The organism is Oligoflexus sp., assembly GCF_035712445.1.
Lineage (GTDB): Bacteria > Bdellovibrionota_B > Oligoflexia > Oligoflexales > Oligoflexaceae > Oligoflexus.
In genome coordinates, this window is record NZ_DASTAT010000030.1 from 29,152 (window position 1) to 47,102 (window position 17,951).

Consider the following 17,951-nt stretch of genomic DNA (forward strand, 5'->3'; position numbering starts at 1 on the left):
AAGCCTTCGCCTTGCTGAATGACTTCGGCCAAGGCATAGTCAAACGATGAAGACCCAAGGAGGAGGGTGAACCGTGCTTGACCTATGGAAGGTTTCCCTGCGCAATGTCGGGCGCAATAAAAGGCGATCCTTGATTACCATCATCACAGTGTTCATCGGTGTCGTGGTCGTCACCGGCACCCGCGGTCTTCTGAATGGTCTGCAGGGCGAATTTCGCAGCGCGTTGACCGGCAAGGTGCATGGTGATCTGCAGATTCATCGGCGCGGCTATCAGGATTCTCTGGAAAGCAATCCCTATAATATTCTGATTCCTTATGATCAGGGCCTGCAGCAAAAGCTCAAGGCTCAGCCGGATATCATGGCTTTTAGTCCGAGGCTCCGCGTTATGGGGCTTTTGAATCATCAGAAAAGCCAGGTCTCGACTCCGGTTTTTATCACAGGCATAGACCCCGAGCAGGAATTGAAAGTATGCCCGCGTCTTCAGGATGCTGTTCAGTTCGGGCAGATGATGGATCCACGCAAAGAGGAATCAAGCTCAGCCGCGCCCGCTGAGGATCTGGAGGAGGCCGTCGGGCTCGACGCTCGTACGTCCACGGCGGTCGTGGCAACGGAAGGTCCCAAGGCCGGCGGCTTTCATCAGATCATGGTCACGCCTGCGCTTCAGCGTGGACTCAAGGCCGCGATCGGGGACGAGATCGTGCTCCTGCTTCAGGATCGCAACAACATGCAGCAGGCCGTGATCGCCCGGCTGTTCGGCGTGGTCGACTATGGACTGCCGAACATGAACGCGCGCATGGCCTGGATGGATTTTCGCACGCTTCAGAAAACCCTGCATCTGGACGAGGAAACCTCGGAAATCGCCTTGCGCGTGCGGGATCAGGGGCGCGTGGATGCCATCAAGGAAGAGCTGTCGCGTGCTTTGGATTCCGCATATTTCGTGGAGACCTGGCTCGACCTGAGTCCTTTTTTTCGCGACATCATGGGTCTGCAGAATATAGTATTCGGAGCGGTCCTGGTGATTATTTTCGTGATCGTGATCGCGGCGATCGTGAACACCTCGCTCATGACGGTCATGGAACGAACGCGTGAGATTGGAACGCTCATGGCCCTTGGTTACCGTCGCAAGCATATCCTGCTTCTTTTTTTAGGCGAAGCTTCGGTCATCGGCTTGACCGGCGGTGTCGCGGGTGTCGTGTTCGTGGCCATCCTCATGAGCATTTTGGGGCGAATCGGTATCGTCATGAAATTGCCTGGCCAGCAGGTGGCTACCGTCCTTTACCCCCAGGTTCACCCTACTTTCATCGCCCTGGTTTTGGGCCTTGCCGTCGGTTCGGCTTTGGTGGCAGGACTTCTGCCGGCCTGGCGAGCCAGTCGTATGAAACCGGTGCAGGCCCTTGGCAGCACCTGATGCATGCAGAAAGGATTTCAAAATGAAACGCTTCCTTGTGACTCTGGTTTTGCTGCTACCCTTTACAGCTTCGGCTGCGGATAAGCCTGTGGATGTCAGGGCCATCGTCGCGGAAATCGAAGGGAATATGGCGCCGAAAGGCTATCAGTCGGTCAACAGTTTCGTGAACACGCGGACGGATGGAACGGTGATGAGCTACGAAGTCAAGTTCCAGTCCAAGGACGTGGATCATCATCATGGCGTTTTTATCAAGCCGGAACGCGAAAAGGGCCGGGAAATCCTGCGTCTCGGCGATAACCTTTGGACCTGGATGCCTTCGGTCGGGCGCGTCGTGCGCATTGCCGACCGGGATAGTTTCGCCGGCGGTGATTTTTCCAACGCGGATATTCTGCGGGTGGATTGGCTGAATCGCTATAATCCTGAATTGGTCAAAGAAACACCGAAGCAGTGGATCATTGATCTCAAGGCCAAAACTCCTGAAGCGCCGTATGCGAAGATGCGTCTTTGGGTGGATAAGGAAAGTCATCAGCCTGTTCAGCAGCAGTATTACGATTCAAACGGAACGCTTCTGAAGCGGCTTCTTTATGGTTCGGTTCAGAAATTCGGCAAAGTCGAACGCCCCGCCCATCTTCTGATGGAAAACGTCATCACAAAACAGAAAAGCGAACTGAAGATCCTGGAGATGCGCTTTGATGTGCCGATTCCAGACAGTCGTTTTGTGGTCGATAACCTGGGGAAATAAATGAAACGTCTCCTTTTCGGACTGCTGCTGGCAACCCGCCTCGCCGAGGCTCAGGATGATGATTTGGAGGAGGCCCAGGGACTGCCGGATGACAAGCCAGCCCTGGAAAAAGATCAGGGCCTGCGACTTCCTGAAGGCTTGAGCGAGCGCAGCTATCTGTGGCTGGAAGCCTTCTCCCGCAAAGCCGCTCGTGGGGAATGGGACAAGGTCAAAGGTCCCAATGCGGAGGCTTCGCTGACGCTGAACTATAAAAATTACTCGGGTTTTCAAGCCTTTTTGGATGGCCGCGCCCTGCACAATGCCGATCCCAAGGATGACCTGGGTATCCTGGAGCAAGGCGGCCTTCGGTGTCAGGCCACTGAAAAAATCCTAGTCACTTTGGGCAAGGAGCGCAGTCGCAAGGCTCCCGGTCTGATCGTGGCGCCGAGTGACTTCCTTTATGCCCAGGAAAATCTTCCCGGACAGCGTGAGCAGAGGGCCGGGATCTGGCAAGGAAAAATCGCCTGGCAGGAATCCGGCCGCAGCTTCGAAGTCCTCGCTCTGCCTTTTGATCGTTTGAATGAAAACGGTCTGCCGGATGATGAGGCCGAGTGGAAGGGTTGGGCGGCCCGTGGCTTTTATCAGTTCGCGAATTTCGATATCCAGCTTTCCGTCGGGCATCTTGAAGACGATTGGCATGAGGGCCTCAGCACCCAAGGCATCATCGGGGCGTGGAAGGTCTATGCGGAAGGCGGTTGGACGGAAGACCAGCGCTCGCAGCTCGGCGGCGTGGAATATCAGGGCGTCGATAAATGGTCCTTCCGCGCGGAGTACTATCATCAGGATCCCCTGGTCACCCGCGATGAGCTGCAGAAGCTCTGGCAGCTGTCGCGGCTTTTGAACGTCACAGTTCCGGTCAACGCGGGCAATTTTCGGCCTTTTTTACGTGAAAATTATGCGATAGCCAGCATGAGTGGGCTGGGACTCGATGATCGCTGGAATATTTTTGCCACCTTTCTGCGCGGCGTTGATGATCGCGGCTATCTTGCCAATGTACGGGGCGAATGGCTGGTCGATGATCATCAGGTCCTGGGTCTGAGCCTTCTTGGTTTCAGCGAAGGGGATCGGCAGCAGTATGCGCTGCGGCCCTTTGATCGGCAGGCGAGTCTGGATTGGAAATTTACGCTCTAAACTGAGGTATGAAGGCGCATGCTGGAATTAAGAAAAGTCAGCAAGACCTATACGATCGGCAAGGCTTCCGTCACAGCGCTGCAGGCGGTCGACTTTACTTTGAATCGCGGCGATTTCGTGGTGATCCGTGGTCCCTCGGGTTCGGGCAAGTCCACGCTTTTGAATATCCTTGGGCTTTTGGATTCACCCACGTCGGGCTCGGTGCTTTTGAATGGGGAAACCATAACGTATGAGGATTATGACAAGCTCGCCGTCATTCGCAGCCGCAGCATTTCCTTTATTTTCCAGGCTTTCAACCTGAACCCTGTTCTGACTCTGGAAGAAAACGTGATGGTGCCGCTCATGATAAGGGCTGACATCAGCAAGGATGAAAAGCGCAGGCGCGTGGCGGAATGGGTCGAGCATACGGGACTGACCCCCTATCGGCACCATCGGCCTGACGAATTATCGGGCGGCCAAAGGCAAAGGGTGGCTATCGCCCGGGCCATGGTGTCGAAGCCTGAGCTGGTGATCGCCGATGAACCCACGGCAAATCTGGATTCCCAAACATCCCAGAAGATTCTTGAACTCATGCGCACGCTCAACGCCGAGCAGTCCACGGCGTTTATTTTTGCGACCCATGATCCTTTATTGGATTCTTTTGCCAAGAATATTTATCGCATGCAGGACGGGATCCTGCATCTGGCATAATCAGGAAGGTTTCGTTTCGGGCTTTTTCTCGGGGTTTTCAGCGAGTTTTTCCGGGGCCGGTGCGGCAGCAGCAGAAGGCGCGGGAGCGGGAGCCTCCACGGCGGGCTGGGCGGCAATTGCGGCCGTGCCGTCTGCAGGGGCTTCTTCCTGCTTCAGGGGGAAGAGTTCATTCAAAGGCTTGTCCCAGGCCGGATCCCAGGATACAAAGGTGTCGGCGTTCTTCACAAATTTCCCATCGACGTAATGACCTTCATGATACTCAGGCTGCTCCTGAGCGGTCGCGCCTTCGGGTGCGAGGGGATAACCATTTTCATCGTAGCCCGGCAGAGGATGGCCATGCTCATCCAGGCCAGGACCCTGCAAAGGTTTGGTGGCCGTGGTTTTGGAATCCGCGAGCGCGGCGTCGAGGACCTGCTGCGGGGAGGTGCTCTGCAGTTTCTTTTGCAGCTCACGAATGCGCTCCAATTCGAATTCGCGCTCGGCTTCATGAATCACATCGTTGAAGCCGCTTTTGACTTCGTTGGCCTGGCGGCGGACCTGGACGAAAATTTTGCCAAATTTCCGCATGAGGTCCGGAAGTTTATCGGGACCAATAAAAAGCATGGCGACGATGGCGATGACAACCAGTTCCATGGGACCAATGCCGAACATAGAGTATCCTTTCCCGAATAAACAGTAGGGGCCAGTGACGCCTGCGCCCCTTATTCTAACCTGCGCCGCCCCAGGTGTCAGCCCTTCTTACGAATCATATAGAGCCCATCGGCTATGGACAGCATGCTGGCTTCCACACGGCTATCTTTGCGCACAACAGCATTGAAGCGGCGCAGAGCTTCGGTCGCGGCTGACGTGTCGGCGGCGTCCACGACGCGTCCGCTCCACAGCACGTTGTCGGCGAGAATCACACCATTGGCCCGCAAGAGCTCCAAACCGATCTCATAGTAACTGCCATAGTTTTCCTTATCGGCATCAATAAAAATAAGATCAAAAGTGTTCTTGCCGCGATGGGTCAGAAGCTTTTGCATGGTATCGACGGCAGGACCGAGGATGATTTGCGACTTTTTTTCCAGGCCGGCGGCCTTCAGATACTGACGCGCGACGGCTGCGGTTTCAGGATTGATGTCGCAGGAGATGATTTCACCGCCTTCGGGAAGGCCGAGCCCCATGCAGATCGTGCTATAACCGGTAAAGCAGCCCACCTCCAGAATGCGCCTGGCACCGATCAGGCGCACAAGCTGATTCATGAACACGCCCTGGTCCGCGGCGATTTGCATGCCAGCATCCGGCCGCTGGCGGGTGATGCTGACGAGTTCAGGGAGGACGGGGTGCAGCGGCGTCTGGTGTTCGCAAAGATAATCGTAAACGGCTTCCGTCATCGGAACAGTTTTCATGACTGCATTCCTTCCAAAAAAAAAGAGGAGCCAGGCTCCTCTTTCTTATAGCGAATTATTTGGTCGAGATCAGTTCCAGAAGCGCTTTTTGCGGATCCGCGAATTTCTTCAGCCCGTCCGCCATCAGGAAGTCTTCCAGTTTCTGGAAGTCGACGTGCTTATCTATGGCATCCAGAACGTCCTTGGGTGGGAGTTCGGCGATCTTCGATGTGAAGGATCGGCCGCTGGCGGCCACGGCTTCATTGGTTTCGGGTGGATTGGTTTCAATGTCGCTGCCGGCGAAAGCTTCCACGTATTTCCACTTGGGATCGCTTGGCTTTTTGGTGCCGGTGCTGGCAAAGATCATTTCCTGGTCCAGCTTCACGCCTTTGTCAGCCCAGAACGCTTTATTCTTCGCCCAGATGCGTTTGGCGTTGACGATGCCGACCCAGCCCTGGCCCACGCCCAAAGCGGGGACATGCTCTTCGGTGTAAACATCAAGGCGCGAGACGAAGATACTGTAAACGCTCTTGAAGCGGTCGCGATTGGCAAGGCGCTGCGCCCCTCTCCAGACGGCTTCACGCGCTTTGTTGTACTGGGCTTCCGAGAAAATCAAGGTGACGTTCAAAGGCACGCCGGCTGCGGCCAGCTCTTCCAGAGCGTCGATGCCGGCAGGCGTTGCGGGCACCTTGATCATCCTGTTGGGATGGCCTTTCGACCAGTATTTGCCAAGCTCGATGTAGCGAGCCACGCGTTCTTTATGGGGAGGACCGAGTTTCAGGTCTTCCAAAAGGGGATCCACTTCAAAGCTCACGTAACCGTCATTGCCCTTCGTTGCTTCATAAACGGGCATGAACACGCGTTCCGCTTCGCTGACCAGATGATTGGTCACCGTCCACGCCACGTCTTCCGGAGATTTGCCTTCCTTGCGAAGCTCACGAATCATTCCATCCATGAGGCCGGTCTTGACGATGTTGGCGACGATGATGGGATTGGAAGTGGCGCCGGTTGCGCCCTGACTTTTGCTCAATTCAACAAGTTTCGGATCGATCGAGTCCAGCCACAGTTTGGTGCCGGTAGCGACCAAAGATTGCAGAGGTGCCGTCATAAGGTGAATCCTTTCGCTGGGTCACGGTTCGGGGCGGATGCTAACACAGGGACGGAATGCGGACAATGCCCTTAACCGGCGCTTTTCTGTCTCAAAAACCATTAGCTGCTTTAATGACCGAAGGGAAAGAAATTCCGTAAAACATAATAATATCATTGGCATATGAGGGTTTCTCAGTTCCCGCAGAAGAGTGCCGAATTGGAATTCATTAGTTAAGTTAATCCTACTCGGGAGTCGTCTCATGCTTGGTTATATTTGGAAAGCCGGATTGGTTCTTGGCCTTGGTCTGATGAGTCAATTTGCTTTTGCTGGCTCCAAGTGGGAATTGGTCAGCGAAAAGGACGGCATCAAAGTCTATCGCATGGAAGTTCCCGGCAGTCCCCTGGTCGCGTTTAAGGGCGTGAAGCTCATGCCTGTCCCCATCACCAAAGTCGCGCAGGTGATTTTGGATGAAGATACGGAAAAGAAAAAAGAGTGGATTGATATGATCATGGACTTCAAGATCGTCCAAAAAGGAACCTTCGAGTCCGTGACCTATTCCGCCTATGACCTGCCTTGGCCTTTGACGGATCGTGATTATGTGATCCAGAGCACCTTGAAAATCGACAATGAAGCCAACCAGGTCGTCGTGGAACTGAAATCAACCGAGCATGCCAAGGCCCCCAAAACCATAGGCGTGCGGGCCGAGCTGGTGCACAGTCTTTATAAGCTTGTTCCAAGACCAGGCCGCACCACCGAGGTCACCGTTGAAATCCAGACCGATCCCAAAGGGGATTTGCCCAAGTGGCTCGTGAACGTGATTCAAAAAGGTTGGCCTGCCAACACTCTGAAGAAGATGGAAACCCAGGCCTTGCGCCCGGATACGAAAGAGAATGATCTGATCAAGGCCAAATTCAAAGGCGCCAACGAACTGGCGAGACGCTAAGCAAAGACTTCGTTTTTCGTCGCCGTGAACGTGTTCTGCCAACACAAACATGGAGCCTCCTCCCCGGAGGCTCCTTTTTTTCTGCTATAATGGGTCTCTACCTTGAGGAGACACCCATGAAGCATCTCGGAATCAGCCTTCTCGTGCTTGGAAGCCTCACCGCGTGCGGCGAGAAAAGCGACGATAAAAACAGTGAATCGGGTACAACAATCACCGCAGGCTCTGGTCCCATTTCCGTTGCGGCCCTGGCCAAGCCCAGTGACCTCGGCACTCTTTCGCGCGCCGAGGTGATTCTGGCCATGGAATCCAATCGCGCGGATTTTTTGGCGACAGAAATTGAAGAACCTGAAGCCGAAGAGCCTGTCGAAGAAGAAGGCGATGTGGATTGCGCAGCTGCCCTTTCCACGGTCCAGGTGGTGGCGGAAGGCGATACCATGTCGGTGGATATCAACCTTGATATGACCGAATGTTTGAAGAAAGCCTGGTCCGAGGCTGGCGAAGGCGTGACGGCGAGCGTGACCAAGGCCGTGATGTCCTTTTATATTCGTCAGACCTGTGTGGGCGGTGACCTCAGCAGCTTCAACGGCAAAATGCTGGATGAAGTCGGCAATCCTCCCGAATGCGATAACAACAAAGTTCTGATGAATATGACCTCCGAAATGGTCGCGTCGATTTCCGGCAACGGTCAGAGCATGGATATCAATTCCAACTCGACGAATGTATTCGGTACAGACGCCAACGAACCCTGTCTTATGACGAAGACGGCCGATGGCTATGCTCAGGATGGATGCGTGGAGATTTTCAAAAGCGTCGGTCCTGAAGGCAATGGCGATAACGAATACACGAAGTATACGCACAACAGTCTGAAGTGGGTCGCTTCCCCCAACAATACCTGGTACACCTCGGGCAGCATCGCGGTGGACATGAATGATTGGGCCGGAGCGGTCACCTTCCGCGGTGCGGATATCAATCCGCTTTATACCATGGAATATGGCACCGAAAAGATCAACGGAACCTTGACCGTTCCTTCGGGTCTTTACTTCAAGAATTCACTGCAGCGCGCTGTGAAACGCAGCCTTCCCGATCTCAGAAAAATGCGCTAACGCGTGAGGCTGCCCTTCCCGGGGCAGCCCTGCATCCCGCCGAGCAGACACGACGGAACCTGGATAAATCATGCACTTGCCCTAATCCATACCATCTGAATTCTCTGGTCGCCGCAGACGTTTCGCGATAATGTCCGCCCTGTATCCAAGGGGTGTGCTATGAACGCTTTGCAAAAGACCGCGAACGAAGCCTGGCAGCTTTACCGTGGCCGTGGTCAGATCTCGAGCAAATTGCTGCGATCTCATGTCTATCGTGCCTGGGAAAGATCCCATACTCAAAAAGCCAGCCCCCTTCATATGAAGGCCGAACAGCTTTCTGCTGTGGAAACGGAGCGTTTGCTCCAAGAAAAAAGCGATCTGATCGAGGCCGCGCGCCCCTATATGCTGGCTTTATCCGCAGCTGCGGGACGTGAGAGGCACGCCGCGATGCTGGGTGATGCCCAGGCCAATGTCCTGGATGTCGTGGCAGACGAGGCTACTCTTCACGGTCCCAACGGATTTCCCGGACCAGGCAGCATGCTGCAGGAAGCATTGAGTGGTGCCAACGGAATCGGCACGCCCCTCATTGAAAATGCCTATGTAGAGCTTGTCGGTGCAGAGCATTTCATTCAAGGATTTCATGTCTACACCTGCCAGGGGATTCCCATTGTCGGCCCCGGTCAAGAGATTGTGGGTGTTCTTAGCAGCTCGGTGCGGCGTCCAGAGGCCTCGCAGCGTCTGCGAGAAATCATGATCGTAGCCGCTCAGGGGATCGGTGCTGAGTTGATCGCTCGGCAATGGGAGAGTATGCTGCAGCATGCGAACCATGTGCAGCATGCGCAGTTTTCCCCGGAAAATTTGGAAAATCTTCGTCAGGATCTTCTCCAGCTGTATAGCGCCTGGCGCATGCATATCGAGCTCGCTGCCCTTCATCTCAGTCGATCGACTCAGGATCAAAGGCCCGAAAGTGGACTTCGACTTTTGGAAGCAGCATCTCGGGCCATCGAACGATTTCGCGAACAATCCATGCTCTGTCTGAGGCTGACGTCCCCAGACCCAGGTCTTTGCGATCGGTTTCAGGTCCGTTCGGTTCTGGACCTTATGACCGAACTTTTGGCCACAGAAGCGCGCATGCGCAGGGTTACTGTCTTAATGTCAGGACCACAGGATGCCTGGATTACCGCCAATCAGAGGCGACTGGAAAAGTATGTGCTTCGGCTTTTTTTAGAGGGATTGAATGCGGCGGAGGGAGACGTTCTGAAAGTGGACGTGTTTCCTCACTCGGCCGCGCGACCCCTTGAAATTCGCTTCACGTCCCGTCCTGATTCAAAGGCTTATACGTCTCACACGGCCTTGCTCATTTCCGAGCAGGGTGCGATGACAATCGAGCCTTGCCGCTCAACATTGTGAAGGAGAAGGGGATTTGGAGTCAGCGCCCAGGAAAGGCACCGTCCTGATAGTCGATGATGATGACCTCCTGCGCGAGGCCTTTGTATCCATCCTTGAATTCGACGGCTGGCGGACCATGGAAGCCCGGAACGGGAAAGAGGCTTTGAATATTATGCGTCAGTCCCCTCTTGATGTGATGATCCTGGATCAAAGAATGCCGGAGATGACCGGCAAGGAAGTCTATCAGTACATGCTGCAGCATAAGTTGAACATTCCCGTGATCCTGATCACAGCGGCTGCGGATATAGTCGAACTCGTCCTGGAACTCGGCATCACCTACTATCTGCCTAAGCCCGTGGGGATGAAGGCGCTTTTGGATACTGTGCAGCGTGCCTCCGAAGGCGGGTGCTAAGGTCTTTTCATGGGCAGACGTCTTCTGACTTTTTGATAGAGGACCTCGGACTCAGTGACCTTGAACAGAACGGTCAAACCCAGATAGATCGTTCCAAAGGTCGCAACGGCGAAGCCGCCGCTGATCCAGACCGGGATCAGCGTCAGGGGCTCTGTAAAATAAAAGACGATATAGCCGGCGAAACCGCCGACGATAGCACTCAGCATCAGACTGCCCAGATATTTGGGCGGAAGATTTTCAAAACTGATGTCGCGACTCAGAGCCCTTCGCAAAAGAAAGTATTCCGTAAGTCCGGCGAAGCTGGACGCCATGGCAATGCCGGCCGTGGCCCAGTTGGGCGGAATGGGCAGGATGCGCGGCAGATAAAGACTGAAAAGAGCCGCCAGCACAATGCTGACGCTTACCCGTATCACCGAGTATTTGAAAGGCGTACGGGTGTTTTTCAAAGCATAGAAGGCGGTGGTCAAAAGTCTGCCCTGGGTGGATGCCATCAGCCCCAGAGCCGAAGCCGCAAGAATCAGCCACACATTGCGCGCATCATCGGCCGTGAATTTCCCGGTTTGAAAGAGTATGGCGGCGAGGACATGCCCGATCATCAGAAAGGCAATGGACGAGGGCACGATGAAATACGCGAGCTGCCGCATGCCTTGGGTCAGATTCCGGCCGATTTCCGCCCGCTGCTCGGCCACCGACATGTCCACGAGTTTGGAGGCGGCGATGGAGCTGCCGAATAAACTCGAAGGCAGGGTCGCAAGCAGCTGCGCATAGCCGATGTTCGCGACGGCCCCGGTCTGCAGGTAGCTGGCAATCAAGGATTCAAAGTAAGCGCTGATCTGCACGACGCCCCGGGAAAACAGCGAAGGAATAAAGCGGGTGAACACAGTCCGAACGTGCTCGGAACGCCAGTTCAGGCTTAATTTCATCCCATCCAGATGCGGCCACAGCGGAAAGATTTGGACGGCGAGCTGCAGGAAACTGCCGGCCACGGCACCCCAGGCCAGATGCTCAGCAAAAATATAGGCGTTCGGATTCTGCCAGAAAAAAGCCGTGGCAATGATCGCCCCGCTCCACAAAACCGGGGCCGCATAGGGCACGAAGAATTTACGATGGCTGTTCAAGACCCCAAGGCAAAATGCGGAGAGAACCAAAAGTCCGATGCCCGGAAAAAGAATCCGCACAAGGCTGATGGCCACCTCGCGCTTTTCCCCATCAAAACCCGGGATAATCAGATCGACCAGCTGCGGCGTGAAAAGAAAACCAAGCAGCACGAGGACAGATGTCAAAAGCGCGAGCATGGTTCCAATGATGCCAGCGACGCGAGCCGCTTCCTTGGGATCTTTTTCATGAAGGTTGGCGTAAACTGGAATGAAGGAGGCGGACATGGCCCCTTCACCGAAAAGATTCTGCAGAAGATTGGGGATGCGAAGTGCAGCGCGGAAGACATCGGCGGCATCGGTGGTTCCCAGATAATGCGCGACGACCCGCTCCCTTAGGAAACCGATCAATCGCGACAGCAAAATACCCGCACCGACAATCAGGGCCCCGCTGCGCGAAGCCTTCGCTTTCTTTGTCATCGTACCCCTTCCGTCAAGACCCAGGTTTGCAGTTTATCACTGCGCTGGATACGAGGCGAAGGAATTCAACCACTCCTGGACGCGGGCTTCCGGGTTCTCATGGGCCAGGACATCGGTAATAACAGAAAGGCCCGAGGCTCCGTAGCCGAGGAGCGTCGGCGCATGCTCCAGCTTCAGCCCACCAATCGCCACAAGGGGAATGTCGCCGCAAAGCTCCTTCCACTCCTGGACCCGCTCCATCCCCTGGGGACCAAAGGCCATGGATTTGCATGTCGTGTGAAAGATCGGACCCAGCGCGATATAAGAGGGCTGCAGGGCCACGGCGCGTGCCGCCTCTTCATAGGAATGCGTGCTGACGCCCAGGCGCAGGCCGCTTTTTTGCAGCGTACGAATCTCCCGCGGCGTAAGACGATCCAGATCCTCCTGACCCAGATGCACACCAAAAGCATGACATTCGATGGCAAGCTGCCAGTAGTCATTGATGAAGAGCTGCACGCCACGGTCGCGGCAATACGCGACCGCTTCACGAACAGAGGTCAGCACCTGATCCGCCGGGACATCCTTCATGCGCAGCTGAATGCTCGGAACACCGGCATCGACAAGGCGCTTGAGCCAGATAAGATCAGGCACGATCGGATAAAAACCGATCTTCGATACGGGGGCGAAAGCCTGCGGCAGACCGTCTGCGGAATGATAACTGAGTCCTGATGAACGGAAAGGTTTCTGCTCATACTGAAGGTACGGCGCGTCCTGAGCCGAACTCCGGGCCAGCATGGTCTGCAGAAAACCATGAGCTGTGATCACAGCTTCACGCAGGGAAAGACCCTTGCTCAGCTGCGCGCTGATTGCTGCGGCCAGGGTGCAGCCGGTCCCGCGATAATCGCGACTCACGCGCTTTCCCACCAACCAGAAGGGACGCTCGCCATCATCGAAGTAATCGGCTGGTTCCCGCGCTTTGCTGTGCCCGCCTTTAATCAAAACGGCCTTCAATCCCCAGGATCGTAAGTCCTGAGCGGCCCGCACAACGGTTTCCGGATCATCCACGCGGTATCCGAGGAGCTGCTCGGTTTCTGGAATATTCGGCGTCAGGAGAGTCAGACGCAAAAAAAGCAGTTCGCGCCAGGCGGCGACCAGGGTGTCGCGGGAAAAATTATGCCCGGAACTGGATGCCAGGACGGGATCCGCGATCACCGGCACGTCCGGTATTTCCGCCAAGGCTTCCCGCAGAAAGACCAGAAGTTCGCGATGATTCAAAAGACCAAGTTTAATGGCAGCCGGTTTTTCCTGCTCCCGCAGTGTTTGCCATTGCGCTTTAAGCCAGGGCTTGGGCACGGGTTCGCTCAGGCTGACGCGACGATCGGATTGCGCCGTGAAGCTGCCGATCAAAGTCCGCGTCATCACTCCCAGAGTTCGCGCGGTCAGAAGATCCGCCTGCACGCCCGCGACGGCATTCGGATCATGCCCGCCCAGAGTCCATATCGTTTTCATATCAGTGAGCCCCTTCCTGATGCCAGAAAGGAAGTCCAACCGTCGGCGACGAGGCATGGGCCCGCGACGAGGGCTGCATCATGCCCGATTCATAACCCAGGCGTCCGGCCTCGACCGCAGCACCGAAGGCTTGAGCCATCTTAATGGGATCATGCGCAAGGGCCACAGCGGTATTCACCAGGACGGCATCATAACCCATTTCCAGAGCCTGCGCGGCATGAGAAGGACGACCGATTCCTGCGTCCACTACCAAAGTCGCTTCCGGTAAGCGCTCTCTGAGAGTGCGAAGGGCCTCGATATTTCTAAGGCCTTGTCCCGTTCCAATCGGTGAACCCCAGGGCATGATAATGCGGCAACCGACCGACAGCAGTTTCTCTGCGACCACAAGGTCATCGGTCGTATAGGGGAAGACTTCAAAGCCTTCGTTGCACAGGATGCGCGCCGCTTCCACAGTTCCGAAAGGATCGGGCTGCAGCGTATCATCATTGCCGATGACTTCGAGCTTGATCCAGTTCGTCTGAAAAAGTTCCCGCGACATATGCGCGGTAAGGATGGCTTCGCGCACCGAAAGGCAGCCGGCCGTATTCGGCAGGATATGACTGCCGGTTTGACGAAGATAATCCCAGAAGCGATTGCCGGTGTTTTCCTGGGCTGATTCGCGGCGCAGGGAGACCGTCACGACATTGGTGCCGGACGCTTTGATGGACTGCTGCAGAATATCAGGACTCGGATAACGGGCGGTGCCTAAAAAAAGGCGACTTTGAATGCTTCGATCAGCCAGGGTCCACATGATGCATCATCCTCCCGCCATCGGTGCCAGGATTTCGACTTCATCCTGGTCCTTGACGAGTTTGTCCTGAAATTGTTGTTTGGGTATGCACTGCTGATTCAGGGCGACCGCTACGAAACGATTGCGGTAGCCGAGTTCCTCGAGCAGCGTTTCAATGCTTGTCGGTCCATTGAGCTGGCGAAATTGTCCATTGATGCGAACTTGCATAGGAGGTCCCTCAATGAAATTGCAGAAGCTGGGGATGCGGCAGCGGTTTATCTTCCAAATAAAGTCGCAGGCAGCGCGCCAGGCTCGGAGCCACCAAAAATCCATGACGGAAGAGTCCGTTGATGGAAATGCGGCCCGGCTGACAGAACATGCGCGGCTCGTTGTGCGGCAGTGCCGGACGCAGCCCGCTATAGGTATTGAGTATCGTCGCTTCACCAAAACCCTTGTGAATGGAATAGGCGGCCGATAAGAGTTCAAGCGCCGAACGCACCGTGATGGGCGCGTCGCTCGTCGATTCAATCATGGTCGCGCCTATGTAATAACGATGATCCGCGCGCGGCACGATGTAAATACCGTAACGCGGATGCATCAGCTTCACCGGGCGCTCGAAACGAACCGCGGGCGCTTCCACCAAAAAGGCTTCGCCGCGCACGCCGCGCAGGTCAGGCAAGGCCTTCTGCGCGCCGATGCCCCGGCAGTCGATCACAAGGTCATAGATGGTGCTGCCCTTGCTGGTTTCGATGATGTGTGGCATCAGCTGCTCGACATGCTCACCGAAGAGGATGCGGCAGTCGCCACGCTGCAGATAACGCAAAAGCGCCGGCATCAGTTCCGTGTTATCGAGATGGGCTTCGAGCGGCAGATAGAGGCCTTTTTCAAAAGTCTCACCCAGCTCGGGCTCGATATCGCCGACCCGAACCCACTGATAGTATTCCTTCGGAACTTTTTGAATGATGCGCTGCGTGACCTGATCAAACAGCGGCCGATCGCGCATATGCGAGAGGATGAGGCTGCCATTTCTTTGGAAATGAACCTTCTCCCCGATATCGGCCATGATCTGAGGCCAGAATTCCAAGGCTTCCATACCCATCGCATGGGTCATGGGATCCGAGCTTTCCAATTCCGTAAAAGGGACCAGCATGCCGGCAGCGGCAAAACTGGTGGAACGGTGGTAATCCGCTTCCGTCCTTTTTTCAAATATATGGACTTTCCACCCGAGGTCCAGCAGCTCGCGAGCTGCCAGAAGTCCCATAATTCCTGCGCCGGCTATGGCTGCCTGTTTAGTCATGCCTCACCTGTGCCTCCAGCTGATTTTTTTTCAATATCCTGGCTGATACGCATCGAGCAGAAGGAGGGTCCGCACATCGAACAGAAGTGGGCGGATTTGTAACGCTCCTTCGGCAATGTTTCATCATGATACTTGCGAGCGGTTTCCGGATCCAGCGAGAGATTAAATTGATCTTCCCAACGGAATGCGAAACGGGCGCGCGACAAAGCGTCATCACGAAGACGTGCGGCCGGATGTCCTTTGGCCAGGTCTGCGGCATGCGCCGCAATTTTATAAGCAATCAAACCCTGTTTGACGTCTTCACGATTGGGAAGGCCCAAATGTTCCTTGGGTGTTACGTAACAGAGCATCGCGGTTCCAAACCAGCCGATCATGGCCGCGCCGATTCCGCTGGTGATGTGGTCATAACCCGGAGCGATATCGGTGGTCAGGGGCCCGAGGGTATAGAACGGAGCCTCGTGGCAGATTTCCAGCTGCTTATCCATGTTCTCTTTGATCATGTGCATCGGCACATGGCCGGGGCCTTCGATCATGACCTGCACGTCGTGTTCCCAGGCGCGCAGGGTGAGTTCGCCGAGAGTCTTCAGCTCGCCGAACTGGGCCGCGTCATTGGCATCGGCGATGGAACCGGGACGCAGACCGTCACCGAGCGAGAAGGAGATATCATAGGCCTTCATGATCTCGCAGATTTCATCGAAGTGGGTGTAAAGGAAGTTTTCCTTGTTATGATAGGTACACCACTGGGCCATGATCGAGCCACCGCGCGAGACGATGCCCGTCACGCGATTTTTCGTGTAGGGAATGTATTCGCGCAGAACGCCCGCGTGAATCGTGAAGTAGTCCACGCCCTGCTCGGCCTGTTCGATGAGGGTTTGCTTATAGACTTCCCAGGTGAAGTCCTCGATGCGGCCGTTCACTTTTTCGAAGGCCTGGTACAAGGGGACCGTTCCGATCGGAACCGGCGAATTGCGCAGAATCCATTCGCGGGTTTCGTGAATGCTTTTGCCGGTGGAAAGGTCCATCACGGTATCGGCGCCCCAACGGGTCGACCAGACGAGTTTTTCCACTTCCTCTTCGATGCCGGAGCTCAAAGCCGAGTTGCCGATGTTGGCGTTCACTTTCACGAGGAAGTTACGGCCGATGATCATCGGTTCCAATTCAGGATGGTTGATGTTGCAGGGAATGATGGCGCGACCGGCGGCCACTTCACTGCGCACGAATTCGGGTGTGATATAATCGGGCATGCGGGCCCCGAAGTTATTCCCGCGCAGACGTTCGGCGCGTTCCCGCGCGACGGGATCGAGATCTTCCAGACGCTGACGTTCCAAGGCGCGCTGCTGATTTTCACGAATCGCGATGTATTCCATTTCGGGCGTGATGATGCCGCGCCGCGCGTAATACATCTGCGTGACGTTTTTCCCGGAACGGGCCCGGCGAGGTTTATGCTGGGCCAGGGGCAATTCGTTTTGAATCTGCGATTTGATCAGCGTGCTGTGCGCATGACCCGGACTCAGCTCCGTGTCTTCGCGCGCTTCAATCCACGATTCGCGCAGACGCGGCAGACCGTGTTTCACATCGATCTGAGCGTTGGTGTCCGTGTAGGGTCCCGAGCTGTCGTAAAGATGAAGGGACACAGCTTCGCCCGCGGCATTTTTTTCGTTCAGATGCACGCGTTTCATGGGAACCCGCAGGAACGAGTGAATTTCGCCCGGGATATAGACTTTTTCGAAAACGGGGGTTTGGGTGCCAGCCATGAAAACGATCTCCTTGAGGGCAAACGTTGGTAACGCGATTTTTAAACGTCCAGGTGTGCAAAGAAGGAGAGGGCCGGCGGCCGGATCGCTCTTCCTACGCTGGTGTTATCCAGTTCAGGTTCTAGAGTTGGAAGCATCCTTCGATCTTCCTCTCAGCCTTGCGGCACCCCTGGCGAATCCCCCCATGGTTACCATAGTCTTCCAAAAAAAAACAGGAAAAGACCTACTCAATGCCCAAACGGCATGTAATATGACGTGAAGGCGGAAACCCAAGACATATAATAGGGCCTGAGGCTGAAACTCCACTGACAAGCAAGGCGGCTTGACCATGAACCACTTCCAATTGGCGCGATTTTCCTGGATCCTTCTGCTGCTGCTGGGTTGCGCAGGACATTCGGAGCTGGACGAATCCGTCCGCACCGAGGCGGAACGTTTGAAACTTCCCGAACTGAGTCAGGAGCCCCTGGCACCGGGAGTCTCCTTGACCGCCGACTACTTCCGGCAATCCTACCCACATCTCAGCGCAGAACAATTCCAACAGAAATGGAAAAACGCCCAGAAAAGCGGACTTTTCTTCATGCGTTCCTTCGTTAATACCTGGTATGACGAACTCGACCGCCTCAGCAGCACAGGACCGATCGGGCCGTGTTTTGGGGATCCGCATCCTGAAAATTTTGGCTATCTCCTATTCGGAGACGGCGGCAAGCAAAGAGACGGCGGCAGGCAAGTAGACAGCAGCAGGCAAGTAGACAGCAGCAGGCAAGTAGACAGCAGCA

General features: G+C 55.3%; 18 protein-coding genes. 9 read left to right on the top strand and 9 right to left on the bottom strand.

Annotation, left to right across the window (positions count from 1 at the left end):
• Positions 1 to 73: 73 nt before the first annotated feature.
• From VFO10_RS06670 to VFO10_RS06685, 4 genes are read left to right on the top strand one after another with little or no spacing between them, the layout of a single operon-like run.
• Complete coding sequence (locus VFO10_RS06670; protein ID WP_325138323.1) at positions 74 to 1,408, top strand: ABC transporter permease; 1,335 nt, start codon at positions 74 to 76, stop codon at positions 1,406 to 1,408.
• Positions 1,409 to 1,430: 22 nt separating this feature from the next.
• Entirely contained in the window at positions 1,431 to 2,150 is a 720-nt protein-coding gene (locus VFO10_RS06675) for an outer membrane lipoprotein-sorting protein (RefSeq protein ID WP_325138325.1), read from the top strand.
• Positions 2,151 to 3,320, top strand: a complete 1,170-nt coding sequence (locus tag VFO10_RS06680) for a hypothetical protein (RefSeq protein WP_325138328.1) — start codon at positions 2,151 to 2,153, stop codon at positions 3,318 to 3,320.
• Between the two features lie 18 nt (positions 3,321 to 3,338).
• Positions 3,339 to 4,010 (top strand): ABC transporter ATP-binding protein, encoded by a 672-nt coding sequence (locus VFO10_RS06685; protein WP_325138330.1) that lies wholly within the window; start codon positions 3,339 to 3,341, stop codon positions 4,008 to 4,010.
• Here VFO10_RS06685 and tatB read toward each other — a convergent pair whose 3' ends face one another.
• From tatB to VFO10_RS06700, 3 genes are all read right to left on the bottom strand, one after another.
• The gene (tatB, locus tag VFO10_RS06690) at positions 4,011 to 4,661 is read right to left on the bottom strand and encodes a Sec-independent protein translocase protein TatB (RefSeq protein ID WP_325138331.1); all 651 of its coding nucleotides are present in this window, start codon (positions 4,659 to 4,661) and stop codon (positions 4,011 to 4,013) included.
• Positions 4,662 to 4,738: 77 nt separating this feature from the next.
• The gene (locus tag VFO10_RS06695) at positions 4,739 to 5,398 is read right to left on the bottom strand and encodes an O-methyltransferase (protein WP_325138333.1); all 660 of its coding nucleotides are present in this window, start codon (positions 5,396 to 5,398) and stop codon (positions 4,739 to 4,741) included.
• Between the two features lie 55 nt (positions 5,399 to 5,453).
• Positions 5,454 to 6,485 carry a transaldolase family protein gene (locus VFO10_RS06700; RefSeq protein ID WP_325138335.1) on the bottom strand — a complete coding sequence of 344 codons (1,032 nt, stop codon included), beginning with the start codon at positions 6,483 to 6,485 and terminating at the stop codon, positions 5,454 to 5,456.
• Positions 6,486 to 6,726: 241 nt separating this feature from the next.
• On the opposite strand from VFO10_RS06700, the gene VFO10_RS06705 reads away from it, so the two are divergent.
• The 4 genes from VFO10_RS06705 (at position 6,727) to VFO10_RS06720 (ending at position 10,293) form a co-directional block, all read left to right on the top strand.
• A complete protein-coding gene (locus tag VFO10_RS06705) occupies positions 6,727 to 7,410 on the top strand; it encodes an START domain-containing protein (protein WP_325138337.1) in 684 nt (227 codons plus the stop codon).
• Positions 7,411 to 7,526: 116 nt separating this feature from the next.
• Positions 7,527 to 8,513, top strand: coding sequence for a hypothetical protein (locus tag VFO10_RS06710; protein WP_325138339.1), 987 nt, complete (start codon positions 7,527 to 7,529; stop codon positions 8,511 to 8,513).
• 159 nt (positions 8,514 to 8,672) lie between these two features.
• On the top strand, positions 8,673 to 9,902 hold the full coding sequence (locus VFO10_RS06715) for a hypothetical protein (RefSeq protein WP_325138341.1): 1,230 nt from the start codon (positions 8,673 to 8,675) through the stop codon (positions 9,900 to 9,902).
• 13 nt (positions 9,903 to 9,915) lie between these two features.
• On the top strand, positions 9,916 to 10,293 hold the full coding sequence (locus VFO10_RS06720) for a response regulator (RefSeq protein WP_325138343.1): 378 nt from the start codon (positions 9,916 to 9,918) through the stop codon (positions 10,291 to 10,293).
• On the opposite strand, the gene murJ is transcribed toward VFO10_RS06720, so the two are convergent.
• The 6 genes from murJ to thiC are packed head-to-tail and all read right to left on the bottom strand — an operon-like array spanning position 10,290 to position 17,175.
• A complete protein-coding gene (gene murJ / locus VFO10_RS06725; protein ID WP_325138345.1) occupies positions 10,290 to 11,867 on the bottom strand; it encodes a murein biosynthesis integral membrane protein MurJ in 1,578 nt (525 codons plus the stop codon). The genes VFO10_RS06720 and murJ overlap by 4 nt on opposite strands.
• Positions 11,868 to 11,903: 36 nt before the next feature.
• Positions 11,904 to 13,355 (bottom strand): thiamine phosphate synthase, encoded by a 1,452-nt coding sequence (thiE, locus tag VFO10_RS06730; protein WP_325138346.1) that lies wholly within the window; start codon positions 13,353 to 13,355, stop codon positions 11,904 to 11,906.
• 1 nt (position 13,356) lies between these two features.
• Complete coding sequence (locus tag VFO10_RS06735; RefSeq protein ID WP_325138348.1) at positions 13,357 to 14,145, bottom strand: thiazole synthase; 789 nt, start codon at positions 14,143 to 14,145, stop codon at positions 13,357 to 13,359.
• Between the two features lie 6 nt (positions 14,146 to 14,151).
• Positions 14,152 to 14,352 (bottom strand): sulfur carrier protein ThiS, encoded by a 201-nt coding sequence (gene thiS, locus VFO10_RS06740; protein WP_325138350.1) that lies wholly within the window; start codon positions 14,350 to 14,352, stop codon positions 14,152 to 14,154.
• Between the two features lie 10 nt (positions 14,353 to 14,362).
• Positions 14,363 to 15,421 carry an FAD-dependent oxidoreductase gene (locus VFO10_RS06745; RefSeq protein WP_325138352.1) on the bottom strand — a complete coding sequence of 353 codons (1,059 nt, stop codon included), beginning with the start codon at positions 15,419 to 15,421 and terminating at the stop codon, positions 14,363 to 14,365.
• Entirely contained in the window at positions 15,418 to 17,175 is a 1,758-nt protein-coding gene (gene thiC / locus VFO10_RS06750; protein WP_325138354.1) for a phosphomethylpyrimidine synthase ThiC, read from the bottom strand. The genes VFO10_RS06745 and thiC overlap by 4 nt, the downstream gene beginning before the upstream one ends.
• Positions 17,176 to 17,503: 328 nt before the next feature.
• On the opposite strand from thiC, the gene VFO10_RS06755 reads away from it, so the two are divergent.
• Positions 17,504 to 17,951 (top strand): hypothetical protein (locus VFO10_RS06755; protein ID WP_325138356.1); only part of this gene is annotated, 448 nt, incomplete at its 3' end.

Excerpts from the sequence above, each read along its gene's own strand:
- thiS (WP_325138350.1), bottom strand. The coding sequence starts at position 14,352 with ATGCAAGTTCGCATCAATGGACAATTTCGCCAGCTCAATGGACCGACA.
- VFO10_RS06745 (WP_325138352.1), bottom strand. The coding sequence starts at position 15,421 with ATGACTAAACAGGCAGCCATAGCCGGCGCAGGAATTATGGGACTTCTG.
- VFO10_RS06695 (WP_325138333.1), bottom strand. The coding sequence starts at position 5,398 with ATGAAAACTGTTCCGATGACGGAAGCCGTTTACGATTATCTTTGCGAA.
- murJ (WP_325138345.1), bottom strand. The coding sequence starts at position 11,867 with ATGACAAAGAAAGCGAAGGCTTCGCGCAGCGGGGCCCTGATTGTCGGT.
- VFO10_RS06710 (WP_325138339.1), top strand. The coding sequence starts at position 7,527 with ATGAAGCATCTCGGAATCAGCCTTCTCGTGCTTGGAAGCCTCACCGCG.
- VFO10_RS06680 (WP_325138328.1), top strand. The coding sequence starts at position 2,151 with ATGAAACGTCTCCTTTTCGGACTGCTGCTGGCAACCCGCCTCGCCGAG.
- VFO10_RS06735 (WP_325138348.1), bottom strand. The coding sequence starts at position 14,145 with ATGTGGACCCTGGCTGATCGAAGCATTCAAAGTCGCCTTTTTTTAGGC.
- VFO10_RS06705 (WP_325138337.1), top strand. The coding sequence starts at position 6,727 with ATGCTTGGTTATATTTGGAAAGCCGGATTGGTTCTTGGCCTTGGTCTG.
- VFO10_RS06700 (WP_325138335.1), bottom strand. The coding sequence starts at position 6,485 with ATGACGGCACCTCTGCAATCTTTGGTCGCTACCGGCACCAAACTGTGG.
- VFO10_RS06685 (WP_325138330.1), top strand. The coding sequence starts at position 3,339 with ATGCTGGAATTAAGAAAAGTCAGCAAGACCTATACGATCGGCAAGGCT.
- thiE (WP_325138346.1), bottom strand. The coding sequence starts at position 13,355 with ATGAAAACGATATGGACTCTGGGCGGGCATGATCCGAATGCCGTCGCG.
- VFO10_RS06675 (WP_325138325.1), top strand. The coding sequence starts at position 1,431 with ATGAAACGCTTCCTTGTGACTCTGGTTTTGCTGCTACCCTTTACAGCT.
- tatB (WP_325138331.1), bottom strand. The coding sequence starts at position 4,661 with ATGTTCGGCATTGGTCCCATGGAACTGGTTGTCATCGCCATCGTCGCC.
- thiC (WP_325138354.1), bottom strand. The coding sequence starts at position 17,175 with ATGGCTGGCACCCAAACCCCCGTTTTCGAAAAAGTCTATATCCCGGGC.
- VFO10_RS06715 (WP_325138341.1), top strand. The coding sequence starts at position 8,673 with ATGAACGCTTTGCAAAAGACCGCGAACGAAGCCTGGCAGCTTTACCGT.